Annotated in this window: 18 protein-coding genes, 1 pseudogene and 1 riboswitch; of the genes and pseudogenes, 15 read left to right on the forward strand and 4 right to left on the reverse strand. The window is 72.0% G+C overall.

The window, feature by feature from the left end:
- The first annotated feature begins 74 nt into the window (after window positions 1-74).
- From DEJ35_RS16680 to DEJ35_RS16715, 8 genes are all read left to right on the forward strand, one after another.
- Entirely contained in the window at window positions 75-1,079 is a 1,005-nt protein-coding gene (locus tag DEJ35_RS16680) for an aldo/keto reductase family protein (protein ID WP_071405490.1), read from the forward strand.
- A 190-nt stretch (window positions 1,080-1,269) separates the two neighbouring features.
- Window positions 1,270-1,794: a GtrA family protein gene (locus DEJ35_RS16685; RefSeq protein WP_111193195.1), complete on the forward strand. Its 525-nt coding sequence runs from the start codon at window positions 1,270-1,272 to the stop codon at window positions 1,792-1,794.
- The gene (locus DEJ35_RS16690; RefSeq protein WP_111193196.1) at window positions 1,791-3,368 is read left to right on the forward strand and encodes a glycosyltransferase; all 1,578 of its coding nucleotides are present in this window, start codon (window positions 1,791-1,793) and stop codon (window positions 3,366-3,368) included. Before DEJ35_RS16685 ends, DEJ35_RS16690 begins: the two co-directional genes overlap by 4 nt.
- Window positions 3,365-5,353, forward strand: a complete 1,989-nt coding sequence (locus tag DEJ35_RS16695) for a glycosyltransferase family 39 protein (RefSeq protein WP_111193197.1) — start codon at window positions 3,365-3,367, stop codon at window positions 5,351-5,353. Before DEJ35_RS16690 ends, DEJ35_RS16695 begins: the two co-directional genes overlap by 4 nt.
- 352 nt (window positions 5,354-5,705) lie before the next feature.
- Window positions 5,706-6,530: a DUF4397 domain-containing protein gene (locus DEJ35_RS16700; protein WP_110862889.1), complete on the forward strand. Its 825-nt coding sequence runs from the start codon at window positions 5,706-5,708 to the stop codon at window positions 6,528-6,530.
- A gap of 100 nt (window positions 6,531-6,630) precedes the next feature.
- Entirely contained in the window at window positions 6,631-7,785 is a 1,155-nt protein-coding gene (locus DEJ35_RS16705) for a glycosyl hydrolase family 8 (RefSeq protein WP_111193198.1), read from the forward strand.
- Window positions 7,786-7,832: 47 nt separating this feature from the next.
- Window positions 7,833-8,489 (forward strand): class F sortase, encoded by a 657-nt coding sequence (locus DEJ35_RS16710; RefSeq protein ID WP_111193199.1) that lies wholly within the window; start codon window positions 7,833-7,835, stop codon window positions 8,487-8,489.
- Window positions 8,490-8,534: 45 nt separating this feature from the next.
- Complete coding sequence (locus DEJ35_RS16715) at window positions 8,535-9,329, forward strand: polyprenol monophosphomannose synthase (RefSeq protein WP_110862886.1); 795 nt, start codon at window positions 8,535-8,537, stop codon at window positions 9,327-9,329.
- Between the two features lie 115 nt (window positions 9,330-9,444).
- Here DEJ35_RS16715 and treZ read toward each other — a convergent pair whose 3' ends face one another.
- The 3 genes from treZ to glgX are packed head-to-tail and all read right to left on the reverse strand — an operon-like array spanning window position 9,445 to window position 15,925.
- Window positions 9,445-11,199, reverse strand: coding sequence for a malto-oligosyltrehalose trehalohydrolase (treZ, locus tag DEJ35_RS16720; protein ID WP_110862885.1), 1,755 nt, complete (start codon window positions 11,197-11,199; stop codon window positions 9,445-9,447).
- Window positions 11,196-13,697, reverse strand: coding sequence for a malto-oligosyltrehalose synthase (treY, locus tag DEJ35_RS16725; RefSeq protein ID WP_111193200.1), 2,502 nt, complete (start codon window positions 13,695-13,697; stop codon window positions 11,196-11,198). Before treY ends, treZ begins: the two co-directional genes overlap by 4 nt.
- Window positions 13,694-15,925: a glycogen debranching protein GlgX gene (gene glgX, locus DEJ35_RS16730; RefSeq protein ID WP_111124424.1), complete on the reverse strand. Its 2,232-nt coding sequence runs from the start codon at window positions 15,923-15,925 to the stop codon at window positions 13,694-13,696. The genes treY and glgX overlap by 4 nt, the downstream gene beginning before the upstream one ends.
- Before the next feature lie 128 nt (window positions 15,926-16,053).
- On the opposite strand from glgX, the gene DEJ35_RS16735 reads away from it, so the two are divergent.
- The 4 genes from DEJ35_RS16735 to DEJ35_RS16750 all read left to right on the forward strand — a co-directional run bounded on the left by DEJ35_RS16735 (window position 16,054) and on the right by DEJ35_RS16750 (window position 20,459).
- On the forward strand, window positions 16,054-16,374 hold the full coding sequence (locus DEJ35_RS16735; protein ID WP_027464636.1) for a hypothetical protein: 321 nt from the start codon (window positions 16,054-16,056) through the stop codon (window positions 16,372-16,374).
- 82 nt (window positions 16,375-16,456) lie between these two features.
- A riboswitch (TPP riboswitch) is annotated at window positions 16,457-16,568 on the forward strand.
- Entirely contained in the window at window positions 16,563-17,201 is a 639-nt protein-coding gene (locus DEJ35_RS16740; protein WP_027464637.1) for an ECF transporter S component, read from the forward strand. It overlaps the preceding riboswitch by 6 nt.
- A 2-nt stretch (window positions 17,202-17,203) precedes the next feature.
- Entirely contained in the window at window positions 17,204-19,882 is a 2,679-nt protein-coding gene (locus tag DEJ35_RS17675; RefSeq protein ID WP_146244827.1) for an ATP-binding cassette domain-containing protein, read from the forward strand.
- Window positions 19,875-20,459, forward strand: a complete 585-nt coding sequence (locus DEJ35_RS16750; protein WP_111193202.1) for an ATP-binding protein — start codon at window positions 19,875-19,877, stop codon at window positions 20,457-20,459. The genes DEJ35_RS17675 and DEJ35_RS16750 overlap by 8 nt, the downstream gene beginning before the upstream one ends.
- Before the next feature lie 100 nt (window positions 20,460-20,559).
- Here DEJ35_RS16750 and DEJ35_RS16755 read toward each other — a convergent pair whose 3' ends face one another.
- Window positions 20,560-21,939 carry an MFS transporter gene (locus DEJ35_RS16755; RefSeq protein WP_111193203.1) on the reverse strand — a complete coding sequence of 460 codons (1,380 nt, stop codon included), beginning with the start codon at window positions 21,937-21,939 and terminating at the stop codon, window positions 20,560-20,562.
- Between the two features lie 102 nt (window positions 21,940-22,041).
- Between DEJ35_RS16755 and DEJ35_RS16760 the strand changes: the two genes are divergently transcribed.
- The 3 genes and pseudogenes from DEJ35_RS16760 to DEJ35_RS17635 form a co-directional block, all read left to right on the forward strand.
- A complete protein-coding gene (locus tag DEJ35_RS16760; protein WP_111124442.1) occupies window positions 22,042-23,481 on the forward strand; it encodes an LLM class flavin-dependent oxidoreductase in 1,440 nt (479 codons plus the stop codon).
- Between the two features lie 26 nt (window positions 23,482-23,507).
- Window positions 23,508-23,936: an acyl-CoA dehydrogenase family protein gene (locus tag DEJ35_RS17630; protein ID WP_258378519.1), complete on the forward strand. Its 429-nt coding sequence runs from the start codon at window positions 23,508-23,510 to the stop codon at window positions 23,934-23,936.
- Window positions 23,933-24,703, forward strand: a pseudogene (locus tag DEJ35_RS17635) (acyl-CoA dehydrogenase); the annotation flags it as partial. The gene DEJ35_RS17630 and the pseudogene DEJ35_RS17635, both read left to right, overlap by 4 nt.

Genomic DNA, 24,703 nt, shown 5'->3' on the forward strand with positions numbered 1-24,703 from the left:
CCCCACGCACCCCCACCCCGACAGGCACTCGCGGGACCCCTCACGTGCGCGCTCACTCCAGTAGCGTCGGGACCATGGAATTCAGGTACCTGGGCAACTCCGGACTCAAGATCTCCGAGATCACCTACGGCAACTGGCTGACGCACGGCTCGCAGGTCGAGAACGACGTCGCCACCCAGTGCGTGCGGGCAGCGCTCGACGCCGGCATCACGACGTTCGACACCGCGGACACGTACGCCAACACCGCCGCCGAGACCGTCCTCGGTGAGGCGCTCAAGGGCGAGCGGCGCCAGTCCCTCGAGGTCTTCACGAAGGTCTACTGGCCGACCGGCCCGAAGGGGCACAACGACGTCGGTCTCAGCCGCAAGCACATCATGGAGTCGATCGACGGCTCGCTCGAGCGACTGCAGACCGACTACGTCGACCTCTACCAGGCACACCGCTACGACTACGAGACCCCCCTCGAAGAGACGATGCAGGCCTTCGCCGACGTCGTCCGCCAGGGCAAGGCGCTCTACATCGGCGTCAGCGAGTGGTCGGCCGAGCAGATCCGTGCCGGTGCCGCGCTGGCCAAGGAGCTCGGCTTCCAGCTCATCTCGAACCAGCCGCAGTACTCGATGCTGTGGCGGGTCATCGAGGGCGAGGTCGTCCCCGCTTCGAAGCAGCTCGGCCTGTCGCAGATCGTCTGGTCGCCCATCGCGCAGGGCGTCCTGACCGGCAAGTACAAGCCGGGTCAGCCCCTGCCCGAGGGTTCGCGTGCCACGGACGAGAAGGGCGGCGCGGACATGATCAAGCGGTTCATGCGCGACGAGGTCCTCGAGGCCGTGCAGCGCCTGCAGCCCGTCGCCGACCAGGCCGGCCTCACGCTGGCGCAGCTCGCCATCGCGTGGACCCTGCAGAACGAGAACGTCGCCTCGGCGATCGTCGGCGCCTCGCGTCCGCAGCAGGTCACCGACAACGTCAAGGCCGCCGGCGTGAAGCTCGATGCGGACGCCCTCGCGGCGATCGACGAGGCACTCGGCGACATCCCGGAACGGGACGCGTCCAAGAACGTGTCCCCGTCGTCGCGCCCCGCGTAGACGCAACCGACCGACGGACGGGAGGCCCGGTGCCAGCTGGCACCGGGCCTCCCGTCCGTCGTCCGCGCGCCTCTGCCCACCGCAGCTGACGGATGGTCAACATGAACGGCATGTGTCGCGCCTCTGGCAGGCGCCTGGCAAAGCGCGTACCCCACCCAAACCACCCGGGGAAGCCCCCCGAATCGGGGGCATGACCCGAACTGATACCCCCGTTCTGGTGTCACCCGACACCGGTGCGGTGCGGATCGTGCGCCCCGGCACGATCCCGCGCCTGCTCGCCACCGCGAGGCAACTCGCGTCGTTCGGCACCATCGGTGCCGTCTGCTTCGTCATCGACCTGGGCGCCTACAACCTGCTCCGCGCCACCGTCATGCCGGACGGTCCCATCGCCGCGAAGATCGTGTCGGCCGTCGTTGCGACCTCGGTCGCGTGGATCGGCAACCGCTTCATCACCTTCCGTGCCCAGCGCCAGACCGGCCGCCGCGAGACCGTCCGCGAGGGGTTGCTCTTCGCTGCCACGAACCTCGTCGGCCTCGGCATCGCCGCCGCCTGCCTGTTCGTCTCGCACTACGTCCTCGGCTTCACGTCCACCCTCGCCGACAACGTCGCCGGCAACGGCGTCGGCCTCGTCCTCGGCACCGCGTTCCGGTTCGCCGCGTACAAGGCCCTCGTCTTCCGGTCCACCGACACACGTCCGAAGGGGTTCCCCGAATGACCATCTCAGCCGTGTTGCTGACGGCCGCAGGGCCGCTGCTCCGACCCGACGACGACAGCGGGACGACGGGGGACGTCCCGAACCGCGGGACCACGGACGTGCCGACGGGAGGCTCGGGGCAGCTCCCACAGGCCGCCTGGTCGCTGGGCGAGTGGCTCGGCTACTCGACCCTCATCGCCCTGTCCGTGCTGCTCACGATCATCGCGTTGACCACCCTCTGGTGGATGCTGCACGCCTGGCGCTCCCGGGACGCGCTGAAGTCCACCAGCTTCAGCCAGACCCCGCGACCGGCGGCGCACCGGTTCACGCTCCTGGTGCCCGGTCGGCACGAGCAGGACGTGATGGGGCAGACGCTCGACATGCTCGCGACCCAGGACCACCCCGACTTCGAGATCATCGCGATCGTCGGGGAGGACGACCCGGAGACCGACGCCGTCGTGCGTGCTGCGGCAGCTCGGCACCCCTCCCTGATCAAGGTCGTGGTGGACGACACCCTGCCGAAGAACAAGCCGAAGGCGATGAACCTGGCGCTCCAGCACGCGACGGGCGACATCGTCGGGGTGTTCGACGCCGAGGACGAGGTCTACCCGCGGCTGCTCTCCCTCGTCGACTCGCGGTTCCAGGAGACCGACGCCGACGTGGTGCAGGGCGGCGTCCAGCTGATGAACTTCAAGTCGAGCTGGTGGTCGCTCCGGAACGTCCTGGAGTACTACTTCTGGTTCCGCTCGCGCCTGCACTTCCACGCCGGGTCCAAGTTCATCCCGCTCGGGGGCAACACCGTCTTCGTGACGCGCTCCCGCCTGGAGTGGTCGAACGGCTGGGACGCGCACTGCCTCGCCGAGGACTGCGAACTCGGCGTGCGACTCTCCGCCGACGGGGCGAAGGTCGTCGTCGCCTACAGCCCCGAGGCCGTCACCCGCGAGGAGACCCCGCCGACCTTCGCGTCGCTGCTCAAGCAGCGCACGCGGTGGAACCAGGGCTTCCTGCAGGTGCTGGGCAAGGGGGAGTGGAAGAAGCTGCCGTCGTTCCGGCAGCGGTTCTTCGCCCGCTACATGCTCACGATGCCGTTCATCCAGGCGGCCACCGGGCTGCTCATCCCGCTGAGCGTCCTGATGATCCTGTTCGTCAAGGTGCCGACGGCGATCGCCCTCGTGTCGTTCGTGCCGGTGGCACCGACGCTCATGCTGCTCGCCGTGGAGATCGTCGGGCTGAACGAGTTCGGCCGTCTGTACGGCGAGAAGGTCCGGCTCCGCGACTACGTGCGGCTCGTGCTCGGCCTGGTGCCCTACCAGGTGTTCCTCGCCGCCGCGGCGGTCCGGGCAGTCGTCCGGCACGCCAAGGGCCAGAACGGGTGGGAGAAGACCGAGCACACCGGCCAGCACCGCAGCGGACAGGTGGTCGGCTTCGCCTCGGACCTGGACGGATCGGGCGCAGCGTCGTCCGCGGGCGCCGGATCGGGCGCAGCGTCGTCCGCGGGTGCCGGATCGGGCGCAGCGTCATCCGCGGGCGCCGGATCGGGCGCAGCGTCGTCCGACCGTGAGTTCGCCGGCACCACCACGGGAGGCACCCGATGACCGCCAGCATCACCGACACCACGGGCATCCCGATCCGTGGTGGCACCACCGCACACCGGGCCGGTGTCGGGGCGTGGTTCCGCCGGCACGCAGCCAGCCTGACGTGGTTGCTGCCCGTCGTCGCGGTGACCGTGCTCATCCAGGCCTGGAACATGTCGGGCACACCGCAGCGCATCGACGACGAGGGGACCTACGCCGCACAGGCGTGGGCGATCACGAACCTCGGTGAGCTCACCCACTACACGTACTGGTACGACCACCCGCCGCTCGGATGGATCCAGATCGCCGGGTACACCGGGTTGACCGGGGCGTTCGCGCGGTACCCCTTCGCGGTGGAGGCCGGGCGCGAGGCCATGGTGTTCTTCTCCGCCGTCTCGAGCATCCTGCTGTTCGTCCTGGCCCGACGTCTCGGCGCCGGACGGATCACGGCAGCCGCGGCCGGACTCGTCTTCGCGCTGTCACCGCTCGCGCTGCAGTACCACCGCACGGTGTACATCGACAACGTCGCGACGCCGTGGCTGCTGGCCGCGTTCGTCCTCGTGCTGAGCCGTCGCCAGCAGCTCGCCGGGTTCGCCGGCGCCGCTGCGTGCCTCGGCATCGCCGTGCTGTCCAAGGAGACCTACCTGCTCGCGCTGCCGTTCCTGATCTGGATGGCCGTACGTCGCGCCGACACGAGCACCCGCCGGTACACGCTCAGCGTCGCCGGGGCCGTGCTCGTGCTGATCGGCGGCGGGTACCTGCTGCTCGCCGCGGTGAAGGGTGAACTCGTGCCGGGCAACGGGCGAGTCAGCCTGTGGGAAGGCGTCACCTACCAGCTCGGGTCGCGGACCGCTTCCGGATCAGTGTTCGACGGGGGCAGCCTGGCGAACGAGGCCGCCGCGCAGTGGTGGGCGCTCGACCCGGTGTTCATCGTGCTCGGCTCGGCCGCGGCCGTCGTGGGGCTGTTCCTGCGCCGGGTCCGACCGATCGCCGCGATGCTCGTGTTCCTGCTCGCGGTGATGTTCCGGCCGAACGGGTACCTGCCGGTGCCCTACGTCATCATGCTCATCCCGTTCGCAGCGCTCCTCGTCGCGTACACCGTCGAGCGTGCCGTCCTGACGATCGCCGGTCGGGTCCACATCCGGGGCCGGTTCGGCCCGAGGGCACGGCGCGGCCTCGGCATCACCTGGGCCGTCGTGACGGCTGCTGCGCTCGTCGTCGCGGTGCCGCTGTGGGGGACGCAGCTGCGGGGGTTCCTGCTCGGCAACCTCGACCTGCCCATGCAGCAGGCCGAGCAGTGGGTGGGCGACAACGTGCCGAAGTCCTCGCGTCTGCTGGTCGACGACGCCATGTGGGTCGACCTCGTGGACGACGGCTTCGCCCGGAACAACGTCGTCTGGTACTACAAGCTCGACACCGACGGAGCGGTGGAACGGCAGTCCCCGAACGGCTGGAAGGACTCGGACTACGTCATCACGACGGACTCCATGCGCACCGGCGGCAACTCGTCCACCGACGTGCGGCAGGCGATCGAGAACTCCACGGCCGTCGCGACCTTCGGCACCGGTGACCAGCAGGTCGAGGTCCGCCGGATCCACGCCGAGGGAGCCAGTGCCGCCGAGACCGCGATCACCCGGGCCACCGACGTACGGAAGACCCTGGGGACCGAGCTCGCCTCGAACCCGGCTCTGCGTGCGGACGAGGGCACGAAGTCGCAGTTCCGCGCCGGACAGGTCGACTCGCGGGCGATGATCGCGCTCGGACAGGTGCTCGCCGACCAGGACGTGCGGGTCAACCGGTTCACCCCGCGCACCGGGGAGACCGGCCAGCCGTTCCGCACCGTCGTCCTGCACACGAGTGACGACGCCTCGACAGCCCGGGTCGCTCAGACCTTCGACGCCATGTCCCAGGCGTTCCGGCCGGACTCGGTCGAGCGCGAGGGAGCACGGCTCACGGTGACGTACGCCCCGGCAGACCCGACGACGACCGCGACGAGCGCCTCGTGACCCCCGATCGCTCGGCCGCGCTGGCCGAGCGGGCGCTGGCCGAGCGGGCGCTGGCCGCGCTGACGTCCCGCGAGCGGGCGTTCCGCGAGCGGGCGAAATGCCCGGAGGGCTCCGGCGCTGACCCGGGCATTCCGCCCGCTCGCCCGCTCGGCCGCGGAACCGTTCACCGCGAACGCGTCGGGGCGGAACACCCGCTGCACGAGCGGGCGAAATGCCCGGAGGGCTCCGGCGCTGACCCGGGCATTCCGCCCGCTCGCCCGCTCGCCCGGCGGCCTGGACGACAACCCCACGAACCACCCCTCGACACGACGACCGCACCGCCAACCGCACCTCGACCCGAAGGAGCACCATCATGACCGCACGCACCACGAACCGCCGCCGCACCGTCGTCGTCGGAGCGCTCGCCGCCACACTCGTCGCCGCGACGGTCGGCCTCGCAGCCCCGCAGAACGCCTCCGCCGCGACGACCGAGCAGGGCTGGCTCCGCGTCGGACACCTGTCGCCGGACACGAAGGGCGTCGACGTCGAACTGTCCAGCCTCGCGGGGGGCAAGACCGTCTTCGAACTCGACGACGTCACCTACGGCCAGGTCAGCCCGTACGAGAAGCTGCCGGTCGGCACCTACGTCCTGTCGATGCGCGCCGCCGACGCGCCGGGTTCCACCCCGGTCATCTCCACCGACGTCACCGTGCAGGAGGGCGACGCCAGCACCGTCGTCGCCTACGGCAAGAACGACGGGCTGAAGACGACCGCGTTCACCGACGATCTGCAGCAGCCGGGCGACGGCAAGGCGAAGCTCCGGCTCGTGCAGGCCGCCACCACCGCGAAGCGCGTCGACGTGCAGACCTCCGACGGCATCGCGATCGCCGAGGACGCCACCTTCGGCACCGCCACCGAGTACGCAACGGTCGACGCCGGCAAGTGGTCGCTCGACGTCTCCGGCAGCGGACAGCGTGGTACCGCCGAGGTCGACCTCGCCGGCAACACGGTCTCGACCCTGTTCGTCCTCGACGACAGCGAGGGCAACCTGACGGTCGTGCCCGTGACGGACGCCGCGGCGACCGCCGCAACCCCGTCCGGCGGTGTGCAGACCGGCGGTGGCGGCGCAGCCGCTGACCGGCCGGTGACCGAGGCGGTCCACGCGGTCGTCGCGATGCTCCGCTCGCTGTTCCGCTGACGCCCCGGACTGGAGGCGCGGATCACGGGCGCTGAACGGCCCACGTGGTCCGCGCCTCCCCTTCGACCCCACCCCACCATCCCCGGAGAGGCAGGCCAGCATGACCCGCAGGACCTGGATACCGGTCGCCGCCGCGGCGGCCGTCATCGTCGCCATCGTGGTCGCGGTCGTCGCGGTCCGCCCCTGGTCGTCGAGCACCATGACCGCCGCTCGCGGCACGGCGACCCCGACCTCGACCACCGCACCCGACGCGGCGCGCTCGCCGCAGCAGCTGCGGTCGGCGTTCCTGGACCGCTACGTCGAGGGCGGTCGCGTCGTCCGCACCGACCAGGGCGGTGACACCGTCAGCGAGGGGCAGGCGTACGGCTTGCTCATCGCCTACGCGAACGACGACCGTGCGCGCTTCGACGCGATCTGGCAGTGGACGAAGGACCACCTGCTCACCGACGACGACCTGCTGGCGTGGCGGTGGACGTCCGACGAGGGCGTCGCCGACGAGCAGTCCGCGAGCGATGCCGACCTCGACGCCGCCCGGGCCCTCGTGCTCGCGGGGAAGGCCTGGGACGACGACCGGTACACCGCCGCGGGCAAGCGCATCGCGGCGGCGATCCTCGAGGACGAGACGGCCCGGACCGACCTCGGTACGATCCTGCTGCCCGGACCGTGGGCGGATCAGGAGCCCTACCGGTACAACGCCTCGTACGCCTCGCCCGCGGCCTTCTCGGTGCTGGCGGACGCCACCGGGGACGACCGCTGGAACGCGCTGAACCGGGGTTCGCGCGCCGTGACGGCCGCCGTGCTCGACGCCTCCCACCTGCCCAGCGACTGGTCCCAGGTGCACGCCGACGGATCGGTGGACCCGATGCCGGCCGTCGGTGGGGACGGGCGCGTGCTCTACGGGTACGACGCGATGCGGACGCCGCTCCGGTACGCCGAGGCGTGTTCGGCGCCCGACCGGGAGCTCGCGGCGGCGCTCGCACCCACGCTCGGACGGACGACGCGGCTCGCCTCGCAGCTCGACCTCGGTGGCACCCCGGTGACACGGGACACGAACGCGCTGGCCTACACCGCGCGGGCCGCGGCCGAGCAGGCCGCCGGTTCCTCCCGTGCGGCTGCCGACGACCTCGAGCGGGCCGACCGGACTGCGGCGACCGCTCCGACCTACTACGGGGACGCCTGGTTGGCCATCGGTTCGACCATGCTGACCTCCGACGTGCTCGGAGGCTGTGCCAGCGACGTGGGAGGCGGCTCGTGAGCGGCCGTCGGAGCGCCGGGCGCGTCTCGGCTGTCCGGAGCCGAGGCGTGGTGATCGGTGCCGTGGTCGCCGCCGCCGTCGTGGTGGTCGGGGGCGTGGCCGGGGTGGCGGTCGCGTCGACGGTGGGCGGCGGAGCGGAGGAGCGCGCCGCGTCGTCCTCGTCCGCGTCCCCGTCGTCCTCCTCGTCGTCCTCTTCGTCGTCCTCGGGTTCCGGCACCGACGGGTTCCAGGACCCGGCCGCGCCCGAGGCCCGCTCGACGGCCACCCCGGTCAGCGTGTCGATCCCGGCCATCGGCGTGCGGTCCTCGCTCGAGGACCTGCACCGCGGCGCCGCCGGAGAACTCGACCCGCCCGTCGACTGGGACAGCGCGGGCTGGTTCAGCGACGGGATCGTCCCCGGCGAGGTCGGCCCCGCCGTCATCGCCGGTCACGTCGACAGCCCCACGAGCGCCGCGGTGTTCTTCCGGCTCGACGAACTGGTCGCCGGCGACGAGGTCCACGTCCGGATGTCCGACGGCAGTACCCGCACCTTCATCGTCGACCGTGCCGAACGCGCCGCCAAGTCGGCGTTCCCGACGAGCGACGTCTACGGCCCCACCCCCACCCCGCAACTCCGACTCATCACCTGCGACGGCACGTTCGACACCGCCACCGGGCACTACACGGACAATCTGATCGTGTTCGCAGACCTCTCGTCGGATTGACCCACCAAGCCAGCGATACATTCGACCGAGAGCACGAGGAGCACCATGAGCGAGACCCTGGTCATCATCCCGACCTACGACGAAGCCGAGAACGTCCGGCCGATCGTCGAGCGCACGTTGGCCGCGACCGACGACTCCGTGCACGTGCTCGTCGTCGACGACAACTCGCCCGACGGCACCGGCGACATCGCGGACGCCATCGCCCGCGAGACCGACCGGGTGCACGTCATGCACCGCACCGTCAAGGACGGCCTGGGCGGCGCGTACCTGTCCGGGTTCGCGTGGGGTCTGGAACACGGCTACGCCAAGCTCGTCGAGATGGACGCCGACGGCTCCCACCACCCCGAGTACCTGCCCTGGATGCTCGAGCTCGCGGACTCGCACGACCTGGTGCTCGGCTCCCGGTGGATCAAGGGCGGCAAGGTCGAGAACTGGCCCTGGTACCGGCTCCTGCTCTCCCGCGGCGGCAACCTGTACACGCGTCTCGCCCTGGGCATCGCGGTGCGCGACGCCACCGGCGGCTTCCGGGTCTTCACCTCGCGGGCGTTCGAGCGGATCGACCTCGCCGGTGTGGCGTCGAAGGGGTACTGCTTCCAGGTGGACCTGTGCTGGCGCTCCCTCGAGGCGGGTCTGCGGGTCGTGGAGACGCCGATCACCTTCACCGAGCGGGAGTTCGGTGTCTCGAAGATGAGCGGCAACATCGTCCGCGAGAGCCTGGCGCTCGTGACGAAGTGGGGCATCGACCGCCGCATCCGCGAGACCCGTTCGCTCGTGAAGGACCACCGCAAGCTGCCCTCCGTGCGGAAGAACGCGCACGCGGTCTCCGACCACGCCGCCTGAGGCCGCGGACACACGAACGCACGAACGGCGACGGACCAGGTGGGTTCGTCGCCGTTCGTGCGTGCGGAACTGCGGCTCGCGCAGCACGCGGGTGGCTAGCGCAGCTCGCGGGTGGCTAGCGCAGCACGACCACGCCGCGGCCGCGGAACCGGACGACGCCGGCATCCACCTCGGTCGCGCCGAAGCCGTAGAGCTCCTCGCCCACGGCGTCGGGGACCGGGACCTCGGCTGCGTCGTCGGCGAGGTTCACCACGACGTGCACCGGCGCCACGTCGGGGCCGAGCAGCCCGCGGGTGAGCACCAGCCAACGACGGTCCTCGCTGAAGCGGACGGCGTTCGCCTCGTAGCGGTGGTCGACGAACGCCTGGTCGGTGCGCCGCAGGGCGATGAGCACCCGGTAGGCACGCAGGATCGCCGCACCGCGCTCCGAGCTGACGTCGGCCCAGTCGAGCTTGGAGTTGGTGAACGTCGTCGGGTCCTGCGGATCTGGCACCGCTGACTCGTCCCACCCGTGCTCGGCGAACTCGGCGATGCGCCCCTCGGCGGTCGCCTTGCCGAGCTCGGGTTCCGGGTGCGAGGTGAAGAACTGCCACGGCGTCGAGGCCGCGAACTCCTCGCCCATGAACAGCATCGGCGTGAACGGCCCGAGCAGTGTCAGGGCCGCGGCGATCACGAGCCCCTCGTCGTCGAGCGTCGCGGCGAGCCGGTCGCCGGCGGCGCGGTTGCCGATCTGGTCGTGGTTCTGGTTCGCGACGACCAGGGCCGTCGCGGGGGAGGTCCCGCGGTCGATCGGCCGACCGTGCCGCTTGCCGCGGAACGACGACCACGTGCCGTCGTGGAAGAAACCGTCCTCGAGCACCTTCGCCAGCGCCGACAGCGGAGCGAAGTCGGCGTAGTAGCCGTTCGTCTCACCGGTGAGCGCCACGTGCACGGCGTGGTGGAAGTCGTCCGACCACTGCCCCGCGAGGCCGTACCCGGCGGCCTCGCGCGGCCGGAACATCACCGGGTCGTTGAGGTCGGACTCCGCGATGAGCGACAGCGGACGACCGATGAACGACGAGTAGGCGTCGGTCTCGTCGGCCATCGATGCCAACACGTGCGGGCGGGTGGTGTCGCGGATCGCGTGCACGGCGTCGAGCCGGAGCCCGTCGACGTGATGGTCGCGGAACCACATGCGCACGTTGTCGAGCACGTACCGGCGGACCTCGGGGTGCTCGACGTTCACCGAGTCACCCCAGGTGTTGCCGAGCCCGGCCAGCAGGTACGGGCCGTAGAGCGGCAGGTAGTTGCCGCTCGGGCCGAGGTGGTTGTAGACGACGTCCTGGATGACCCCGAGCCCCAGCGCATGTGCGGTGTCGACGAACCGGTCGTAGGCGTCCGGGCCGCCGTACGGGGCGTGCACGGAGAACCAGCCGACCCCGTCGTAGCCCCAGTTCCACTCGCCGTTGACGGCGTTGACGGGGAGCAGCTCGACGAACTCGACCCCGAGCTCGACCAGGTGGTCCAGCTTCTGGGCAGCGGCGTCGAGCGTGCCCTCGGGTGTGTAGGTGCCGATGTGCATCTCGTAGATGACGGCGCCGCGGGCCGGGCGTCCGGTCCACGACTCGTCGGTCCACGCGAACCGTGCGGGGTCGACGACCTCGGACGGGCCGTGCACGCCCTCGGGCTGGTACCGGCTGCGCGGGTCCGGTCGGACCGCGTCGTCGTCGCCGATGCGGAACCCGTACCGGGCGCCGACGACCGGCATCACGGCGTCGGTGGACCACCAGTCGTCGTCGCCCTTGGTGAGCGGGTACTCGACGTCGTCGACGACGAGCCGGACCCGGTCCGGCTCGGGCGCCCAGACGGCGTAACGGTCAGGTGCGGTCATGCGTGACCCTCCAGGATGTCGATCTCGGCCTGCGCGTCGTTCTCGGTGGCGTCCGTCGTGCGGTCGGCGGCGGGCCGGGAGGCGCCGCTCGCGTCGGACACGGCGGGCACCGCGTCGGCGTGGCCGGCTGCACCGACTGCGTCGGCGGGCACGAGCAGCGCGACCGGGTAGGTGGTGAGCAGGTCGGCCAACGCGATCCCGCGGTCGGCGGGGACGCGTCGGCCGGTGAGCAGGTCGATGCGCTCGACGGGGACGGCGTGCACCAGCGTGTCGCCCCAACCGCCGACCCGGCCGAGACCGATCGGCAGACGCGTCGCGATCGTCACGGCACCGCCGCGGTCGAACGCGATGACGTGGTCGGCCGCGCTGCCGGTGGCCTCGAGCTCCAGGTACCGGGTGAACAGCTCCGGGTGGTCCCGACGGATGCGCAGTGCGCGGGTCGTGACCAGGAGCTTCGCGGCACCGTCGATGCCGATCGACGGCAGGTCCTCGGGGCCGTCGTCGTCCGGGCCGTCGAGCTCGGCGAGCACGTGACGCCGCTCGGCGTAGTCGACCGGACGACGGTTGTCGGGGTCGACGAGCGAGCGGTCCCAGAACTCGGTGCCCTGGTAGACGTCGGGGACGCCCGGGGCGGTGAGCTGGACGAGCTTCTGGGCAAGACCGTTCGACCACCCGGCGGCGTCGATCTGCTCGTCGAGGGCGTCGAGCACGGCGACCACGTCCGGGTTGTCGAACGCGGCGTCGACGATCGCGTGCATCTGCTGCTCGAACGCCTCGTCGGGCTCGGTCCACGTGGTGCTGTCTCCGGCTTCGCGGGAGGCCTTCTCGGCGTACGCGTGCAGACGCTCGCGGCTCGCGGGCCGAGCGCCGACGATCGCCTGCCAGAGCAGGTCGGCGAACACGCGGTCCTGCAACGGCACGAGCGACTGCAGGCGCTCGAGCGTGGCGGCCCACTCGTCGCCGAGCTCGGCCAGCACCGCGATGCGCGCGCGGGTGTCCTCGCTGCGCTTCGTGTCGTGCGTGGTGAGCGTCGTCATGGTGTGCGGCCAGCTGCCGAGCCGTTCGCGCTGGGCCTGGTGGAAGTCCGCCACCGAGACCGCGAAGACGCTCGGGTCGCCGCCGACCTCGCTCAGGGACGACAGGCGCGAGGTGCGGTAGAACGCCGTGTCCTCGACGCCCTTCGCCATCACCATGCCGCTGGTCTGCTGCAGTCGGACCGCCGCGGCGTTCGTCGGGTCGACGAGTGCCGGTGCGATCCGGTCGATGACGTCGTCGAGGTCCGGGCGGGCCTCGGCGGCGCGCTCGAGCGCCGTGATGAGGTGGTGGGCGCCCTCGGGCAGGTACGTGCGGTACACGTCGAACGAGGCCACGATCTCGGCGACCGCGTCGACGATCCGCTCGTGCGTGATCGTCTCCGTCACGGCGCTCGGTGCGAGCAGGCGTGCGAGCCGCTCGACCTCGCTGCCGAGGATGCCGTCCGCGATGCCCCGTCGGGTGTCGTGCGTGAGCTGCTGCCAGTCGGTCGGTTCGGCCCCCGACGCCGCGGTCAGCGCCTGCTCACCCGCGGGGTCGACGAACACGCGGTCGAGCACCCCGAGGGCGTCGTACCCGGTGGTGCCGTCGACCGGCCACGAACTCGGCAGCTGCTCGCCGGGCTCGAGGATCTTCTCGACGAGGGTGTAGGCCCCGCCGGTCAGCTCCGCCAGGTCCTGCAGGTAGCCCGCCGGGTCGTACAGCCCGTCCGGGTGGTCGATGCGCAGGCCGTCGACGAGTCCGTCGCGGAACCAGCCGCCGATGACCCCGTGCGAGGCCGCGAAGACCTCGGGCTCCTCGACGCGGATCGCCGCGAGGGTGTTCACGGCGAAGAACCGGCGGTAGTTCAGGTCGTGGTCGGCGCGCTTCCAGTGCACGAACGCGTAGTGCTGGCGGGCGTGCACGGTCTCGACGGTGTCGCCGTCGTGCACCGTTCCGGGGGCGGTGGGGTAGGCGGTCTCGCCGACGCGCAGCACCGGACGCTCGGCGTCGGACGTGTCGAGCGTGACCGCGTCGAGCAGCCGGTCGTCGAGCACGGGGACGCGGACCTTGCCGTCGCCGGCTTCCCAGTCCACGTCGAAGGCCCAGGCCACGGGGGAGCCCTGCCCGAGTTCGAGCAGGGACCACCACCACGGGTTCGACTCGGGGGTCGCGACGCCGACGTGGTTCGGCACCACGTCGACGATGACCCCGAGGCCGACGGCGTGCGCGGCCTCGGCCAACGCCCGCATCGCCTGGTCGCCACCGCGGTCGGTGTCGACCCGCGTGTGGTCGACCACGTCGTAGCCGTGGTTCGACCCGGACTCGGCCTGCAGCACCGGCGACAGGTACAGCCAGTCGGCGCCGAGGTCGTGCACGTAGTCGACCAGGTCGCGGGCGGCGTCGAGGTCGAAGTCGGCCGAGACCTGCAGCCGGTAGGTCGACGCGGGGACGCGGTTCGCGGCGCCGGGCGTTCCGGCGGTCATCGGGTGGCTCCGCTCGGTGCGGTGGACCCGGCCGGGTTGGCCGGGGTGACGGTGTCCTGCGGGGCGTCTGGTCCGGGGGCGCCGTCCTGCTCGGCGTCGACCGGGGTGCTCGTGACCTCGTGGTCGGGCTCGGCACGCAGCACGATCATCGACCGGGCGGGGACGTCGAGGGGGGTACCCGCGTCGAGCACCTCGTCGCGGGCGCCGGGGTCGGCGGTGTCGATCCGGACGGTCCAGCCGGGGGAGTACTCCTCGGGTGGGAGCGTGAAGGTCACGACGTCGTCGTGGGCGTTGAAGTACGTGATGAAGCCGACGTCGGTGATGCGCTCACCGCGGGCGTCGCGACCTCGGATGCCCTCGCCGTTCAGGTACATGCCGACGCTCTTGCCGAAGCCGGAGTCCCAGTCCTCGGGGTCCATGGCGTCGCCCGAGGGGGTCAGCCACACCACGTCGGGCAGCGGCTCGCCCTCGCCACGTCGGACCGGACGGCCGTTGAAGTACCGGGTCCGGCGGAACGTGGGGTGGTCGTGCCGCAGCTTCACCACGTCGGCGGTGAACTGGATGAGGTCCTCGTCCGCACTGTCCCAGTCGATCCAGCTGAGCTCGGAGTCCTGCGCGTAGACGTTGTTGTTGCCGGCCTGCGACCGGCCGAGCTCGTCGCCGTGCGCGATCATCGGCACACCCTGGCTCAGGAGCAGGGTCGCCAGGAAGTTCCGGCGACGCTGCAGCCGCAGGGCGTTCACCGCCTCGTCGTCGGTCGGGCCCTCGGCCCCGGAGTTCCACGACCGGTTGTGGCTCTCGCCGTCGTTGTTGTCCTCGCCGTTGGCCTCGTTGTGCTTCTCGTTGTAGGCCACCAGGTCGTACAGGGTGAAGCCGTCGTGCGCGGTGATGAAGTTGATGCTCGCCTTGGGCGTGCGGCCGTCGTGCTCGTACAGGTCGGCCGAGCCGGAGATCCGCGAGGCGAACTCGCCGAGCGTCGACGACTCGCCGCGCCAGAAGTCACGGACGGTGTCGCGGTACTTGCCGTTCCACTCGGACCACTGGGGCGGGAAGTTGCCGACCTGGTAGCCACCGGGGCCGACGTCCCACGGCTCGGCGATGAGCTTGACCTGCGACACGATCGGGTCCTGCTGCACCAGTTCGAAGAAGGCCGACAGCCGGTCGACCTCGTAGAACTCGCGGGCCAGTGCCGAGGCGAGGTCGAAGCGGAAGCCGTCGACGTGCATCTCGGTCACCCAGTAGCGGAGCGAGTCGAGGATGAGCTGCAGCGAGTGCGGGTGCCCGACGTTGAGCGAGTTCCCCGTGCCCGTGTAGTCCATGTAGAACTTCTTGTCGTCGTCGACCAGGCGGTAGTAGGCCGCGTTGTCGATGCCGCGGAACGACAGCGTCGGGCCGAGGTGGTTGCCCTCGGCGGTGTGGTTGTAGACGACGTCGAGGACGACCTCGATGCCGGCGCGGTGCAACTCGCGCACCATCGTCTTGAACTCCTGGACCTGCTGGCCCTGGTCGCCCGACGACGAGTACGCCGAGTGCGGCGCGAAGAAACCGATGGTGTTGTAGCCCCAGTAGTTCGACAGCCCCTTGTCCTGCAGGGTCGAGTCGTTCACGAACTGGTGCACCGGCATGAGCTCGAGCGTGGTGACGCCGAGGCGCTGCAGGTGCTCGATGACCGCCGGGTGGGCGACGCCGGCGTAGGTGCCGCGCTGCTCTTCCGGCACGTCGGGGTGGGTCTCGGTGAGTCCCTTGACGTGCGCTTCGTAGATGACGGTCTCGCCGTACGGCGTGCGCGGCGGACGGTCCCCCTGCCAGTCGAAGAAGGGGTTGATCACGACGCCCTTCATCATGTGCGACGCGGAGTCCTCGTCGTTGGTCGAGTCCGGGTCGCCGAACGTGTACGAGAAGAGCGACTGGTCCCAGTCGATCTCGCCGCTGGTCGCCTTGGCGTACGGGTCGAGCAGGAGCTTCGACGGGTTGCAGCGCGCGCCGTTCTCGGGGTCGTACGGGCCGTGGACCCGGAAGCCGTACTGCTGCCCGGGGCCGATGTTGGGGAGGTACGCGTGCCAGACGTAGGCGTCCACCTCGAGCAGGCGGACGCATTCTTCGTTGCCGTCGGAATCGAACAGACAGAGTTCGACGCGCTCGGCGACCTCGGAGAACAGCGCGAAGTTCGTGCCGCTCCCGTCGTAGGTCGCCCCGAGCGGGTACGGGTTTCCGGGCCAGGTGTGCAAACGGTCCTCCAGGTGTGGGTGCGGCCAACATATCGGCGGCACTCGTCCGCGTCCGCAGACAAGCCCCAGCTGTGGATGCCCACTGCGCCCCGCGGCCTGTGGAGGAACGGACGAGTAGCGTCGCGCGCATGGCCAACATCGTCTCGAAGATCGCAGACCAGGTCCGCCCGCTCGGGGTCTCCACGAACTACGGAGAACCCGTCGAGGTCGGTGACCAGACCCTCATCCCCGTGTCCGTCAGCTGGTTCGGCTTCGGTGGCGGCGGGGACGACGAGAACGGTGGCGGCGGTGGCGGCGGCCTGTCGGCCCCCGTCGGCGCGTACGTCCGTCGCCCGGGCAAGGACCTCGTGTTCGAGCCGAACCCGATCTCGCTGATCGTCGTCGGCATCCCCTTCGTGTGGGTGGCCGGGCGTGTCCTCCGCAAGCTGGTGCGCGCGCTCAAGAAGTGACCACCTGACGCAACCGGAGGCCCGTGGCGACGCCGCCACGGGCCTCCAGTCCGTCACGCGGTCGCGACCGCGTCTAGACTGCTGGCACACACACGGGAGTCCGGGACCGCCGGGCTGAGAGGGAGCGATCGGCGCTCCGACCGTCGAACCTGATCCGGATCATGCCGGCGCAGGGAGGAGTCAGCAGCATGCCTTCAGGCACGTCCACAACCGTCACCACCGCTCCACGGCGATCGCTGCGTTGGCGGGTCGTCGACATCGTCGTCGCGAGTGTCCTCGCGGTGGCCCTCGGAGTCGTCTTCCGGCTCTGGGAGTTCGGCTACGAACCCATCAGCGCCGTCATGGACCTCGTGCTCCCCGGCACGAAGGCCCTGTTCGGCGGGGTCTGGCTGCTCGCCGGCCCGATCGTCGCGATCGTCGTCCGCAAGCCCGGCGCCGCGCTCTACGGCGAGATGGTCGCCGCCTCGGTCGAGGCGTTGTTCGGCACCCAGTGGGGGTGGCTCACGCTTGAGGCCGGACTCGTCCAGGGCCTCGGCGCCGAGATCGTCCTCGCGCTGTTCCTGTACCGCGTCTACCGCCTGCCGGTCGTCGTGCTCGCCGGTGCCGCGGCCGGACTCGCGCTCGGCATCAACGACACCGTCCTCTGGTACCCGGGACTCGACGTCGCCTTCAAGGTCGTCTACGTGATCTGTGCGGTGATCTCCGGTGCCGTGATCGCGGGGGCGGGCTCCTGGCTCATCGTCCGGGCACTCGCCCGCACCGGGGTGCTGTCGTCCTTCGCGGCCGGCCGCGAGCACAGCCGCCGCGAACCCCGCGCCCTGGTGTGACCGTGCCCGCTCCGTCGGCGACGTCCCCTTCCGCCGGCGGCGACGCCGGCGCAGGTGCCGGCGTCCGCGGGGCGCGCATCGTGTTCCGCGGCTGGGGCTGGCGGTACCCGGAGCGAGACGCCTGGGCCGTCAGTGACGTCGACCTGACCGTCGAGCCGGGGGAGCGGGTCGCCGTCGTCGGGTCGTCCGGTGCCGGCAAGTCGACGCTCCTGCGAGCGGTCGCCGGCGTGCTGCCGGACGAACCCGACGCCACCGATGACACGGCTGCTTCGGTGCGGGGAACACTCCTGGTCGACGAGGCCGACCCCCGCGCGGTCCGCGGGCGTGTCGGTCTCGTCATGCAGGACCCCGAGGCACACACCGTGATGTCCCGCGTCGGCGACGACGTGGCCTTCGGCTGCGAGAACGCCGGCGTCCCCCCTGACGAGATCTGGGACCGGGTGCGGGCGGCGCTCGCGGTCGTCGGCCTCGACCTGCCGCTCGACCGCTCCACCGCGCAGCTGTCCGGTGGGCAGCGGCAGCGGTTGGCGCTCGCGGGCGTGCTCGCGATGCGGCCGGGTGCGCTCGTGCTCGACGAACCCTGCGCGAACCTCGACCCGGACGGCGTGGCGCAGGTGCACGACGCCGTCCGGGCACTGCTCGACGAGACCGGGGCGACGCTGCTCGTGGTGGAGCACCGGATCGGCACCTGGCTGGACCTGGTCGATCGGCTCGTGCTGCTCGAACCGGCCGGCGGCGTGGTCGCGGACGGTCCGCCGGCCCAGGTGCTGGCGGACCACGGCGAGGCGCTCACCGCGGCCGGGGTCTGGGTTCCCGGTGCCGAGCCGGCGCGTGGTTCCGCCCGGCAGCTGCGGCGTGCGCGCGGACGAGCGGGCGAAATGCCCGGGGCGTCGGGCGGCGCGATCGCGGCATTCCGCCCGCTCGGCGAGGGGGAGCCGGGCGCGGGGGAGCCGGGCGACGGAGCGCGTGAGATGACGTCGCGCGGACGAGCGGGCGAAATGCCCGGGCGGTCCGGCGCGGCGACCGCGGCATTCCGCCCGCTCGGCGAGGGAGAGCGCGGCGAGGCGGCGGCGGCGGTGCTGCTCGAAGCCCGGGGACTCGGCACGGCACGGGCAAAGCAATCGGTCGGGAACGGTATCGACCTCGTGCTCCGGGCCGGACAGGTCCTCGCGGTCACCGGACCGAACGGCGTCGGCAAGTCGACGCTCGGGCTGACCCTCGCGGGCCTGCTGGCACCGGCCGCCGGCGAGCTCGACGCCACCGACACCCTCGCCGACGGCCTCGGCGCAGCGCCGCACACCTGGACGAGCCGCGAACTCGCCGCCCGGATCGGCACGGTGTTCCAGGACCCCGAGCACCAGTTCGTCGCCCGCTCCGTCCGCGAGGAGATCGAGGCCGGCCCCCGAGCACTCGACGCGCCTGACGTCGCCGAACGAGCCACCGCGCTGCTCGACGAGTTCGGGCTGGCACACCTGGCCGACGCCAACCCCTTCACCCTGTCCGGGGGCGAACAACGACGACTCGCGATCGCCTCGGTCATCGCCGCCCGGCCGCCGGTCGTCGTGCTCGACGAACCGACCTCCGGGCAGGACCGAGCCACGTGGCAGGCCGTCGTCGGGCGGCTCGGGGCCCTGGCTGACGCCGGCACCTCGGTGGTGGCGGTCACCCACGACCGCGATCTCGTCCGGGCACTCGACGCCGACGAGGTCGTGCTCGGGCCTGACGGCGCCCGGACCGTCGGGCGCGACCAGGGGCCGTCGGTCGCGACCGTCCCGGAGACGGGACCGACAGCCGGGAGCCGCCCCGGGCCTCCAGACCGGACCGACACGGACGATGGGACGGACGCGGCGGACGCGGCGGACGCGGCGGACGCGGCGGACGTGGCGGACGGAACCGACCGGCCGGACCCGGCGCGACGACCGCTGCCGGCACGAGCGACCGGCATCCCCGGCGTCCAGCCGGTCGCGTCGCTGATCGGTGTGCTCGCCCTCGGCGTCTGCCTGGTGCTCAGTCTCGACGTCGTCTCCGCCGCCATCGCCCTGGCGCTCGAACTCGCGCTCCTGCCGCTCCTGCGCCTGCCGCTGCGGACCCTGCTGCTCCGACTCGCACCGGTGCTCGTCGCGGTGCCGCTGACGGCGGTGAGCATCGCGCTGTACGGCAGGCCCTCGGGTCGGGAGTGGTTCGACCTCGGGTTCGCGCACGTCACCGACGGGTCGCTGACACTCGCCCTGGCGACGGCGCTCCGGGTCCTCGCGGTGGGAGTGCCCGCCATCGCGCTCTTCGTACGGGTCGACCCGACCGACCTCGCCGACGGGCTCGCGCAGGTGCTCCGGCTGCCCGCGCGGTTCGTGCTCGGGGCGCTCGCCGCCGTCCGCATGATGACCTTGCTCGTCGACGACTGGCGACAGCTGGCGATGGCCCGGCGCGCCCGAGGACTCGCCGACTCCGGACGGCTCCGCCGCGGAGCGACCATGGCGTTCGCGCTGCTCGTGCTCGCGCTGCGCCGGGCGACGACGTTGGCGGTGGCGATGGAGTCACGGGGGTTCGGTGCTCCCGGACGGCGGACCTGGGCGCGGGTCGCACGGTTCGCCGGGCCGGAGTGGGCGATGGTGGCGGTGCTGATCGGCATCGGCGTGGTGTCGATCGCCGTTGCGGTGAGCGTCGGGACGTGGCGTGCCTGACCCGACGCCTGCAGACGGCACGACGGGCGGCGAGCGCGCGACGGGCACGACCGCCGGTGACCTCGCCCCCGGCCTCGCCGCTGCTGCCGCCGGTGTCGCCGCTGCCACGGGCCGGCGCGCCGTCGTGCTCATCGACGGCCGGTCCGGCACGGGCAAGACCACCCTCGGAGCACAGGTCGCGGAGCAGCTCGGCGCGCAGCTCGTGCACCTGGACGACCTGTACCCGGGGTGGGACGGCCTGCGTGCGGCTGCCGATGCCGTGGTGACCGACGTCCTCGGAGCGCCGAGCGGGTACCGACGCTGGGACTGGGTGGCCGATGCGCCCGTCGACTGGGCGTCGGTGGACCCCGACCTGCCGATCGTGGTCGAGGGGTGCGGTGCGTTGTCCCGCGCGTCGGCGCCGCTGGCGTCGCTGCGGGTGTGGCTCGAGGCCGACGATGCCGTGCGGTGGGACCGGGCGATCGGACGCGACGGCGAGGTCTTCGCGCGCGAGTGGGACCGCTGGGCCGCGCAGGAGCAGGCCTTCATCGCCGCCGAGGACCCGGCCGCCCTGGCCGACGTGGTCCTGCGGACGTAGCGCGCGTGGGCCCGCGCGCGGCTCGCCGCGCCCCGAGGATTCGCGCTCAGCGACACCTCACGGCCTCCGGAAGGCGAGAACTGTCGCTCAGCGCGAAACGTCAGCCCCCCGCGCCCGCGCCCGCGCCCGCGCCCGCGCCCGTCCGCGCCTCCCGCCGCGCCACCGCCCGCGGATCCACCGCGAACACCGCCGCCACGATCGTCAGCACCGCGTACACCCCGAGGTACCCGCACAGGATCCACGGCGACCCGCCCCCGAGCTGCACGAACACCGCGGCCAGCAGCGGTGTCAGCCCCACCGAGAAGATCGACCCGATCTGGTACCCGAGCGACATCCCCGAGTACCGCCGCCCGGTCGGGAACTGCTCGGCGAACCACGCCGCCTGCGGCCCGTAGATGCTGTCGTGGAACACGCACATCCCGATCAGCGCCACGAGCGGCAGCAGCACGAGCGGCCCGGCGTCGAGGAACGCGAAGAACGGCCAGATGAGCACCGCGATGCCCACCGCCGACCAGATCGTCAGCACCCGCCGCCCGACCCGGTCCGACAGCCACCCCCAGAACGGCGTCGACACGAGCGACACCGCCGAGATCACGAGCACGGCCTGCAGCCCGGCGTCCGAGCCCTCCGGTCCGCGCACGTTGCCGAGGTAGGTCAGCGAGTACGTCGTCAGGATCGAGTACAGCGCCGGCTGCACGAGGCGCAGGCCCGCCGTCACCAGGATCGACCGCGGGTGCTGCCGGATCGCCTGCCACACCGGGAACCGTTCGACCCCACCCGAGGCGCGCAGCTCCTGGAACACCGGGGCGTCCTGCACGCCGAGTCGGATGACGAGCCCGACCGCCACGATCACCGCCGAGAACAGGAACGGCAGCCGCCAGCCCCAGGCCAGGAACGCCTCGGTGCCGAGCAGCGACCGCACGAGCGTGAAGACCCCGGTCGCCAGGAGCATCCCACCGGCCGACCCCATCTGCGTGAACGCCCCGAACAGCCCCCGGTGCCGCTCCGGCGCGTGCTCGACGGACAGCAGCGCCGAGCCACCCCACTCGGCACCGGCCGCGACGCCCTGCAGCAACCGCAGGAACACGAGCGCCACGACGGCACCGACCCCGATGGTCGCGGCGGACGGGATCACCCCGATCAGCGTGGACGCGATGCCCATCAGCACCAGCGAGGCGACGAGCAGCTTCTTCCGCCCGATCCGGTCGCCCAGGTGGCCGGCGATCACGCCGCCGAGCGGCCGCGCCACGAACCCGACGCCGTAGGTCGCGAACGACGCGATGACCCCGACGGCCGGCGTCACGGACGGGAAGAACGTCGGTGCGAACACCAGCGCCGAGGCCGTCGCGTAGAGGTAGAAGTCGTAGTACTCGACGGTCGTCCCGACGAACGACGCGAGGGCGACCCGACGACGGGTCGCGGTGGTCGACGGTGCGGCGGGACGGCCTGGAGGCGCGGTGACGGTGGTCTGGCTCGGCATGCCTCAGGAGCATGGTCGCGTCCAGGGCCGCGGGGAACACCGCGCGTAACGGGAGGTCACGTCGCTGTCGTCGGATGGTGCCCGCCGACCACGATGGGACGCATGAGCGATGCACCGAACCGCCCGCTGCGCTTCGCGGCCTTCGTCATGAACACGACCTCGCACATCCAGCACGGCCTGTGGCGGCACCCCGACGCCCGGCAGGTGGACTTCGACGACGTGACGCTGTGGACCGACCTGGCGAGGACCCTCGAGCGCGGCAAGTTCGACGCGATGTTCTTCGCCGACGTCGTCGGTACCTACGGCCCCGGTCGCGGCGACTACTCGACCAACCTGCGCGAGGGGCTGCAGATCCCCTCGAACGACCCCTCCGTGCTGCTGTCCGCGCTCGCCGTGTCGACCGAGCACCTCGGGCTCGCGTTCACCTCGAGCGTCATCCAGGCGCACCCGTTCGACTTCGCCCGCAAGGTCTCCACGCTCGACCACATCACCCGGGGCCGCATCGGCTGGAACGTCGTCACGAGCGCCCTCGACAGCGCCGCCCGGAACTTCGGGGCCGACCGGCTCGAGGAGCACGACGAGCGCTACGTCTGGGCCGAGGAGTACCTCGAGGTCTGCGCGAAGCTCTGGGAGGGCTCGTGGGAGGACGGCGCCGTGCTGAAGGACCCCGTCCGCGGCTACGCCGACCCCGACAAGGTGCACCGCATCGACCACCACGGCACCCGCTACGACGTGCAGGGCCCGCACCTGTCGGCACCGTCGCCGCAGCGGACCCCGGTGCTGTTCCAGGCGGGGTCGTCCCCCGCCGGCCGGGCCTTCGCGGCCCGGAACGCCGAGGCGCAGTTCATCCTGACCTCGAACCGGGACGCCACCGAGCAGCTCATCCGCGAGACCCGTGACCTGGCCGAGGCCGCCGGCCGGCAGCGGGACGACATCGCGTTCTTCCTCGGCCTCACCTTCGTCACCGGCTCCACCGAGGCCGAGGCGAAGGCCAAGGAAGCGGAGATCGACGAGTACCTGGCCGCCGACGGGTTCCTGGTGCACTCGAACCTCGGCTTCGACCCGGACACCGGCGAGCCCCTCGACCCGGACACCCCGCTCTCCGAGGTCCGCACCCACGCCGGGCAGTCGCACCTGCAGTGGCTCCGCGAGGCCGCCGGGGACCGCGAACCGACGATCGCCGACCTGGCTCGCCTGTCAGCGAAGCTCCGCGCCCGGGTCGTCGGGACGCCGGAGCAGATCGCCGACGAGCTCGCCGGCTGGCAGCGCGTGGGCGTCGACGGCGTCAACGTCATCAACTGGACGCTGCCCGGCTCCTACGAGGAGTTCGTCGACCACATCGCGCCGACCCTGCAGGAGCGCGGGCTGATGCAGTCCGAGTACCGCGAGGGGACCCTGCGCGAGAAGCTCTTCGGCCACGCACAGCTGCCGGGATCGCACCCGGCCAGGCGGTGGCGCGGGGCGTTCTCGGGGGGCTCTGGCGCCACCGCGCCGGCGACCGTCCCGGACGACGCGACCCGTGCGGTGGAGGTGCCCGCGTGACGCCGGCGACGACGACCGACGGAGCCGTGACGGGCCTCCCGGCCGACCGTCTGGCGACCCTGCGCGAACGCTTCGCGCCCGTGTTCGCCACCATCCGCGACGGCGCGGTCGAGCGTGAGCTCGCGTCCGGGAGGCCCGGCGACCGGCCGCTGCCGCACGCCGAGGTCCGGGCGCTCGCCGACGCGGGGTTCGGGCGGCTGCGCGTGCCGGAGGACCGCGGCGGCTTCGGGGTGACGCTGGTCGAACTCGCGCACCTGGTGGCGGACCTGGCGGCGGCGGACTCGAACATCGCGCACCTGTGGCGCGGACACTTCGGGTACACCGAACTGGTGCTGCTGCGGCCGCACTCCGCGTCACGCGACGAGTGGCTCGACCGGATCGTCGGCGGCGCGATCGTCGGGAACGCGACCTCGGAGCGGACCGGGACGACCTGGCTGACATCTCGACGACGGTGACGCCTGCTGGTGATTCCCTCCGCCTCGACGGGCGGAAGTTCTACTCGACCGGCACGCTCTACGCGGACTGGATCTACCTGGCGGCGGACCGCGACGGGGAGCGCGTGACGTTCGCCGTCGACGCCTCCCCACCGGGCGTCAGGAGCATCGACGACTGGGACGGGTTCGGGCAGCGGTTGACCGCGTCCGGCACCACCGTGTTCGACGGGGTGTCGGTCGACCCTTCGGTGGTGTCGGCGTACCGGGACGCCCCGCTGTCGCACATCCAGGCCTTCTACCAGCTGTACCTGCTGGCGGTCCTCGCCGGGATCGGGCAGGCGGTGTCCGACGACGCCGTGGCCTTCGTGCGACCACGGACCCGCACCTACATCCACGCCAACGCGGCCGTGCCGGGGGAGGACCCGCAGGTGCTGGCGGTGCTCGGGCGACTGTCGGCCGGGGCGTTCACCGCCCGGTCACTCGTCGTCACCGCCGCGGGACTGCTCGACGGGGTCGTCGCCACGAACGAGCCCGGGGTCGGCGTCGACCGCGTGGTGCTCGACGCTGCCGAGAACGCCGTGTACCAGGCGCAGGTCGAGATCGGGCCGCGGGTGCTGCGGTCGGCGTCCGAGCTGTTCGAGGTCGGCGGGGCGTCCGCGGCCGAGCGGACGCGTGCGCTGGACCGGCACTGGCGGAACGCCCGGGTGGTGGCGTCGCACAACCCGGCGGTCTACAAGGAGCGGATGGTGGGGGAGTACGCGCTGCACGGGCGGGGGCCGGTGGGAGAA

It is taken from the genome of Curtobacterium sp. MCPF17_051 (assembly GCF_003234595.1).
Lineage (GTDB): Bacteria > Actinomycetota > Actinomycetes > Actinomycetales > Microbacteriaceae > Curtobacterium > Curtobacterium flaccumfaciens.

What these genes read in the sequence shown, in the direction of transcription:
- DEJ35_RS16680 (WP_071405490.1), top strand. Translation starts at nt 75, where the DNA reads ATGGAATTCAGGTACCTGGGCAACTCCGGACTCAAGATCTCCGAGATC.
- DEJ35_RS16685 (WP_111193195.1), top strand. Translation starts at nt 1,270, where the DNA reads ATGACCCGAACTGATACCCCCGTTCTGGTGTCACCCGACACCGGTGCG.
- DEJ35_RS16690 (WP_111193196.1), top strand. Translation starts at nt 1,791, where the DNA reads ATGACCATCTCAGCCGTGTTGCTGACGGCCGCAGGGCCGCTGCTCCGA.
- DEJ35_RS16695 (WP_111193197.1), top strand. Translation starts at nt 3,365, where the DNA reads ATGACCGCCAGCATCACCGACACCACGGGCATCCCGATCCGTGGTGGC.
- DEJ35_RS16700 (WP_110862889.1), top strand. Translation starts at nt 5,706, where the DNA reads ATGACCGCACGCACCACGAACCGCCGCCGCACCGTCGTCGTCGGAGCG.
- DEJ35_RS16705 (WP_111193198.1), top strand. Translation starts at nt 6,631, where the DNA reads ATGACCCGCAGGACCTGGATACCGGTCGCCGCCGCGGCGGCCGTCATC.
- DEJ35_RS16715 (WP_110862886.1), top strand. Translation starts at nt 8,535, where the DNA reads ATGAGCGAGACCCTGGTCATCATCCCGACCTACGACGAAGCCGAGAAC.
- treZ (WP_110862885.1), bottom strand. Translation starts at nt 11,199, where the DNA reads ATGACCGCACCTGACCGTTACGCCGTCTGGGCGCCCGAGCCGGACCGG.
- treY (WP_111193200.1), bottom strand. Translation starts at nt 13,697, where the DNA reads ATGACCGCCGGAACGCCCGGCGCCGCGAACCGCGTCCCCGCGTCGACC.
- DEJ35_RS16735 (WP_027464636.1), top strand. Translation starts at nt 16,054, where the DNA reads ATGGCCAACATCGTCTCGAAGATCGCAGACCAGGTCCGCCCGCTCGGG.
- DEJ35_RS16740 (WP_027464637.1), top strand. Translation starts at nt 16,563, where the DNA reads ATGCCTTCAGGCACGTCCACAACCGTCACCACCGCTCCACGGCGATCG.
- DEJ35_RS16755 (WP_111193203.1), bottom strand. Translation starts at nt 21,939, where the DNA reads ATGCCGAGCCAGACCACCGTCACCGCGCCTCCAGGCCGTCCCGCCGCA.
- DEJ35_RS16760 (WP_111124442.1), top strand. Translation starts at nt 22,042, where the DNA reads ATGAGCGATGCACCGAACCGCCCGCTGCGCTTCGCGGCCTTCGTCATG.